6 protein-coding genes, 1 tRNA gene and 1 pseudogene are annotated in these 6,439 nt (G+C 30.8%); 1 reads left to right on the forward strand and 7 read right to left on the reverse strand.

Annotated elements, in window-relative coordinates:
* Window positions 1–364, forward strand: a pseudogene (locus JJE11_RS12335) (MBL fold metallo-hydrolase); the annotation flags it as partial.
* Window positions 365–464: 100 nt separating this feature from the next.
* Here JJE11_RS12335 and JJE11_RS12340 read toward each other — a convergent pair.
* From JJE11_RS12340 to JJE11_RS12370, 7 genes are all read right to left on the reverse strand, one after another.
* On the reverse strand, window positions 465–776 hold the full coding sequence (locus JJE11_RS12340; protein WP_291636037.1) for a hypothetical protein: 312 nt from the start codon (window positions 774–776) through the stop codon (window positions 465–467).
* 228 nt (window positions 777–1,004) lie between these two features.
* A tRNA-Ile gene (locus tag JJE11_RS12345) sits at window positions 1,005–1,081 on the reverse strand.
* Between the two features lie 389 nt (window positions 1,082–1,470).
* Window positions 1,471–2,253 (reverse strand): serine hydrolase, encoded by a 783-nt coding sequence (locus tag JJE11_RS12350; RefSeq protein ID WP_291636039.1) that lies wholly within the window; start codon window positions 2,251–2,253, stop codon window positions 1,471–1,473.
* 101 nt (window positions 2,254–2,354) lie between these two features.
* The gene (locus JJE11_RS12355; RefSeq protein WP_291636041.1) at window positions 2,355–3,452 is read right to left on the reverse strand and encodes a 6-phosphofructokinase; all 1,098 of its coding nucleotides are present in this window, start codon (window positions 3,450–3,452) and stop codon (window positions 2,355–2,357) included.
* A 364-nt stretch (window positions 3,453–3,816) separates the two neighbouring features.
* A complete protein-coding gene (locus JJE11_RS12360) occupies window positions 3,817–4,644 on the reverse strand; it encodes an undecaprenyl-diphosphate phosphatase (RefSeq protein WP_291636042.1) in 828 nt (275 codons plus the stop codon).
* 98 nt (window positions 4,645–4,742) lie between these two features.
* Window positions 4,743–5,858: a hypothetical protein gene (locus JJE11_RS12365; protein ID WP_291636044.1), complete on the reverse strand. Its 1,116-nt coding sequence runs from the start codon at window positions 5,856–5,858 to the stop codon at window positions 4,743–4,745.
* Window positions 5,859–6,063: 205 nt separating this feature from the next.
* Window positions 6,064–6,439, reverse strand: a 376-nt coding sequence (locus JJE11_RS12370; RefSeq protein ID WP_291636046.1) for a phosphoenolpyruvate carboxykinase (ATP), incomplete at its 5' end; no start/stop codon positions are given.

Here is a 6,439-nt window from a genome sequence, read left to right on the forward strand (position 1 = left end):
AAATATTAATAATTACTCATGTGTACTAAAAGTATCTTATAAAAATTCAACCTCTTTATTTATGGGTGACGTAGAAACCCTAGCTGAACAGGAAATTTTAAATAAGAAATACAATCTGAAGGCTCAGGTGCTTAAAGTTGCACACCATGGTAGTAAAACATCAACCTCACAAGAATTTTTAAATAGTGTTTCTCCAAAAATTGCAGTTATAAGCTCTGGATTTTACAATAGTTACGGTCACCCAAATAAAGAAACCTTAGATAAATTTAAAAAGATAAATTGTATTATATACAGAACTGATTTCAATAAGGACATTGTACTGATAAGCGATGGTATAAACACAAAAAGATTTGGTGGAAACTGAGCCTTATAGGGCTTCCAAAGGAGAGGTGGTGCAAACATTATCAGACAATGTTAGCGCTACCCCTCCTTAAAATTGATATAATACATACTATAATATTTAATTAACTCGTTTTAATATATCTTTTTGCTATGAACCTAAATATAACATTAACAATTGGGGCAATACACCCTAACCAAAGTGAAATCGAATTATTTGTTAGAATTCCAAAAATCCCAATGAATATTATATATACTGATAATATGAAACTTTGCTTAACCATAATGCAATTAAATTTTTCTTTGTTTGTAACTTCATATTTTTCTTGTGGCATACCAAATATTGCCACCGGCATATTTCTTATATTTTTAATGCTGAAGATTAGTCCCCAAATTCCAAGAACTAAATAAATAATTCCAAACACCCTTATTAACATATTTTACTACCTCATCTCAATATTTCTATTAATTCTAATTGTATTTATAGTTGGTTAATTCTACTCTACCCACTAATATCAATCTTCAAATTCAAAAAATTATATATAATGTAAGTTTTAAGTTTTCTAGTTATTTATATTTAAGCATAAAAAAATAACCAGCATAATAGCCAGTTATTTTAAAGTATCATTACATTAATATCCTTTATCTAACCCGAAAAACAAAAATGGTGGGTCTAGATGGACTCGAACCATCGACCTCACGCTTATCAGGCGTGCGCTCTAACCAGCTGAGCTATAGACCCATATGCAATCGTCTTATGACGACTTTCTAAGTATAATGCCTATTTTTAACTTTGTCAACATATTCTCTCTTAATTCCCTCTTAATTTCCTCATTCATTTCTATTTTCCCATCATTCTTCCTTGCCCCGTAGGGGACCATCCACACCAGTATTAATTTTCTCCGAAGTGACTTGCAATAAGAAACGCAGAAACATTGAAATTTGATTTAGAAATTCTTCTTTTGCGAATATAAAATTCTCGTAAGCTTGCCAGGACGGCAAGCTAGCGAACCTGAGGCAGGACGCCGAATGTGAGTGCTAGAGAATTTTATATTCGCAAAAGATTAGAATTACAAATTAAATTGCCCGTTTCAAGTTCGCATTGCAAGGCACGCAGGAGAACTTAATACTCTACTCCCAATCTTTGTCTATTATGTCCCACATCATTTTTCCAACCCTAGATAATGTAGTCATTCCATAAACATTATTAGGTAAGTCATTAGCCATTACTGTAAAAATAAATTGTCCCTTTGGAATCATCATTAATATCGTATCATTTTCAACAGTCTCGAGACTACCCCCTTTATGTGCAAGATTGCTTTGAATCTGCTTTGGTATATAAAAAGGTATTTTATTTGTAACTTGTTGTTTTTTTAATATATTTATAATCAAATCGCTATTTTCCTCATTTAAGTATTGTTTTAGATATAACATTTTAAAACACTGACTTAAGTCAAAACTACTAGTAGTATTTTCTAATTCATCCTGCTCCAATTTAACCCCTGTTGTAACCCTTTTCAAAGTTGTGTTTATAAGCCCCATCTCTTCAAACAATTCATTTATTCTTTCCATACTTAAAATATCAATTAATTTATTTGCAGCAGTGTTGTCACTTTGTATAAGCATAGCTATTAATAAGTCAATTATAGAATATTCTTTTCCTGAAAATTCATGTATTATTCCTCTTTTACTATGAACCTTATCTTCTGCTTCGATTTTAATTTTAGTTTGTAAATCTATTTTTCCATTTTCCACTTCTTTAAGAAGTGTAATAGCTAATGGTAACTTTATACATCCAGCTGATAACATTTTTTTATTCTCATTTACTCCATAACGATATCCACTCTTTATTTCTTCAAAATAAAAACTGTAAGTGCCTTTTCTTGTCTCTAAAAATTTTTTTAATAATTTCATAATAGCCTCCTGCTTTTCTCTAGTCTAGTTAACAATTAATTAACGCCTTGAAAAAGAGATTTATACTCCTTCTAAAATGTCATTAAAAGTTAAAAATTTTATTAATCGCCAAATGAGATCCCAATGTTTCTAGCTACTTTAACTAATTCTCCACACGGATTTACATTTTTCGTATCGCCTATAACATTTTCTAAATGAGCAAAAGATATTTTATTTCCTGTGAGACAAACCATATTCCCAAATTTCCCTGTATTAATCAAATCTACAGCGGCCACGCCATACCTAGTAGCAAGCAATCTATCATAAGATGATGTTATACCACCTCTTTGGATATGACCTAATACTGTACATCTAATTTCATGATTTTTTACAAGTTGTTCTAGTTCATAAGCTAATTTGTTGCCTATTCCACCGAGTCTTATTGGGTCGGGACTATCTTCAACTATTTTACTAATTACAACATCTCCGCCTATTTCTTTTGCACCTTCTGCAACAACAACAATACTAAATAATTTGCCTTCTAGCTCACGTTCTTCTATCTTTTCAACAACTTTATTAATATCATACTCTATTTCTGGTATTAATATTACATCGGCCGATCCTGAAATTCCAGACTCTAGTGCTATCCATCCTGAGTTTCTACCCATTACTTCGAGTACCATTATCCTATGATGTGATTCAGCTGTAGTATGAAGTCTATCAAGTGCATATACCGCTACATCTACTGCAGTATTAAATCCAAAAGTAGCATCCGTAGATGATAAATCGTTGTCTATAGTCTTTGGAACTCCTATTACCTTAACACCTTTTCTGCCAAAATCCCTAGCACTTGTAAGCGTACCGTCTCCTCCAATAACTATAAGAGCATCCACGCCTTCTTTTCTCATGTTTTCAATTGCTACATCTGATACGTCCTTTTTCACACTTACGCCATTTTCTTCAACAGTGTAATCAAACAAATTGTCTTTATTAGAACTATATAATATAGTTCCACCTTTATGTTGAATTCCTGAGACCGTTTCTAACGTTAACGGTACAGTTTCATTTTTATACAATCCTCTATATCCAAATCTGTAACCAACTACCTCGTACCCATAATTTAAAATGGCGTTACGGGTAACAGCCCTAATTACAGCATTTAGCCCTGGGCAATCTCCTCCACCTGTTAATACACCTATCTTTTTTATTATGTGTGCCATATACATTCCCCCAAACTCTATTTGGTATATTATACACCTTACAGTTGTAAATATAAATGATATCCTGCTATTAATGAACTATTCTCAATAGTTCACAAATAACATACAGAATAAACAATAATACAATAAAATTGAATATATTAACCTATAATAATAAAAAACATTACAGATTTACACTATATTGTGTAGCAGAGTACAATTATTAATGTAGCATATTCAGAATACAAAAGTATACGATTACCCAATTTATGTAATGGCCTACTAATATATTAATAAATACTAAACATATATAGATATAAATAATTCATTAAAGCTAAAGAAATCACTCTTTAGCTTTAATTGTCAGAAAATTATTATTTATTGTTTATAATGAAATAGTACCAAAGTTAATTAATAATAGCAATGCTACACCAATAATTATTCTATAAATAGCAAAAACCTTCATAGGTTTTTTCTTTAAATACGTAACAAATTTTTCAACCACTACTAATGCAACTAAAAAAGCCACTACAAATCCAATAACCAAAGTAATAATTTCCCCAGTACTAAAATTCATTCCACTTTTAAATAGTGTTAATGCCGTAGCCCCAACCATAGTTGGTATAGCAAGGAAGAATGAAAACTCAGTTGCAGCAACAGTAGAAACGCCACAAATCCAACCACCCATTATAGTAGATGCTGACCTAGACATACCTGGCCATAGTGCAAAGCATTGAAAACACCCTATTTTAAATGCCTGTTTCATACTTATTTGCTCTATATTTTTTGTTGTATACTTATTTCTAAATTTACCTTCTATAATAATCATTAGAATTCCACCAACTACCAAAGCCAAAGCTACTGTACCCGGATTAAAAAGATATTCATCTATTTTATCATTTAGAAGAAGACCAAAGACTGCAGCTGGTATAAATGCAACTATAATATTAGTCCAAAACTTAATACCTGATGGCTTTGCCTGAAAAAACGCCACAACCGAGCCCCATATCTTATTCCAATATAAAACTATAATTGCAAGAATAGCTCCTAATTGAATGACTACCTCAAATTGATTTGCAAATTCACCTTTGAAATTTATAATATTTCCCACGATGATCATATGTCCTGTAGATGAAATAGGAACAAATTCTGTTATCCCTTCCACGATAGCTATTATTATAGCTTTTAGTACCAATATAATGTTCAAATCCATGTAATATCCGCTCCTTAAACAATAATTTATAAAATCTTTTCCATTATACTATATTGAGTAATTAATATAATTAGAATTATATATTATTGTTAAATTGTTTATTTTTCTATTACAACTTCTCTAGATAGTGTTTCACCATCTTGTGATAATTTAATAGAATTTGTTCCTTTAATGATTTGTAAATCAAAAAAAGTATCTACTTTTATATAGTCACTGCCATTAATGCTTATAAAATAACTAGTAAGCATATAGCTATTCATAAATGCTCCAATAGTAAAGTTTTCTACTTCTTTTGTGTCATTTTTCAAATCCTTCTTTGCAAATATCAAAGTGGGTATTTTCTCAGCTGCTGTATTCACATATTCTATTTTCGGAGATGTATTAAACACTTTCGGATTATTAACAAAAATAGTAGGCTCTATAAATCCTTCCTTTGTTTCTATCTTAGGAAGCAGTTTCTCTTTCAAATAAGTAATTTTCGAATTACTTTTTAATTCACCATATTTATTATTATCCACAGATATACTATAACTTTCATAGTAATTTGACATATTTTTTATATATTTGCTAGCATCTTCTAAAAGAGCAATTTGAACTTTTCCTATTTCCTTGTTTATTATTTCAACAGCACCTAAAGGAGTCGTGCCATCTCTCATATAACATCCATTGACACCATCTATCATTATCCACTTCTGGTATTTATCACTCCATATTTCACATACATTAAAATATGATTTTCCGCTAACTTCATTATCAATGTTTCGTAATACTCCCCGCCTAGCGCTTATTCCAACAGAAGCTAAACATTCCTCATACACAGTAGTATAATCACTATCTGATATTTCACTTCCATCAAACGCTACCTCCATTATTTCTAATGCGTTTTTATCACTGTTCATAGAAGTACTCTTGGCTTTCACTTTTCCATTAATAAATCCCATAATTTTTATAGCATTATCAAGTTGATCGGCCTTAGCATCTATAATTTTATCTAGTCCATATTTTACTTTAATATTTGATAAGTTTTCATTCTGAGTAGTTAAATAATAAAAATGAATATTATCCCCACTATAAAAATTATCCCATTTAGTAATACTTAAACCGTCTTTCTTGCTACCAAAATCATTCTTAGCTTTAATATTCCAAAGAAATATAGCTGCTATTATAACAATAATAAAAATAAAAATTCTGTAAAGAATACTATTCTTTCTCATAATTCCCCCTTTACCCCACTTAAAATATCAGTGTTATCTTTAATTTGTCATCTTTTTAGGACGCCTAATAAATTAACATTTATTTAATGAGTATATCATATTTACAGAAAAATTCACATAAAAAAACGACGATCAAACGTTACTGTGTAACCAGTAGCGCTGCTTGTTACAGCAGAACTTTCTAATCGTCATTTTTGAATGTCCCTTAAGCTACAGGACCAGCTTTTTTTATACTTTCTGAAACTCCTTTAAATTTACTGAAGTTCACAGAAAACTTATACGCCAATTCTTTAGCTTTTAAAGTATATTTTTCTTTATCTTCCCATGTATTTTCTGGATTCAATATGTCTGAAGGAACATTTGGAACCGCTTTAGGAATATCTACTTTAAATATCGGATCCTGCGTATACTCAGTTCCACTAAGCGTGCCATTAAGAGCAGCGCTAACCATTGCTCTTGTATAAGCTAGCTTCATTCTTGATCCAGTTCCATACTCACCACCAATCCAACCAGTGTTAACTAAGAATACATCCGTTTTATGTTTATCTATTCTCTCACCTAAAAGACTTGCGTAAACTGAA

Origin of the sequence: Clostridium sp. (assembly GCF_016650095.1) — a bacterium.
Taxonomy (GTDB): Bacteria; Bacillota; Clostridia; order Clostridiales; family Clostridiaceae; genus Clostridium_AD.

What these genes read in the sequence shown, in the direction of transcription:
- JJE11_RS12340 (WP_291636037.1), bottom strand. Translation starts at nt 776, where the DNA reads ATGTTAATAAGGGTGTTTGGAATTATTTATTTAGTTCTTGGAATTTGG.
- JJE11_RS12350 (WP_291636039.1), bottom strand. Translation starts at nt 2,253, where the DNA reads ATGAAATTATTAAAAAAATTTTTAGAGACAAGAAAAGGCACTTACAGT.
- JJE11_RS12355 (WP_291636041.1), bottom strand. Translation starts at nt 3,452, where the DNA reads ATGGCACACATAATAAAAAAGATAGGTGTATTAACAGGTGGAGGAGAT.
- JJE11_RS12360 (WP_291636042.1), bottom strand. Translation starts at nt 4,644, where the DNA reads ATGGATTTGAACATTATATTGGTACTAAAAGCTATAATAATAGCTATC.
- JJE11_RS12365 (WP_291636044.1), bottom strand. Translation starts at nt 5,858, where the DNA reads ATGAGAAAGAATAGTATTCTTTACAGAATTTTTATTTTTATTATTGTT.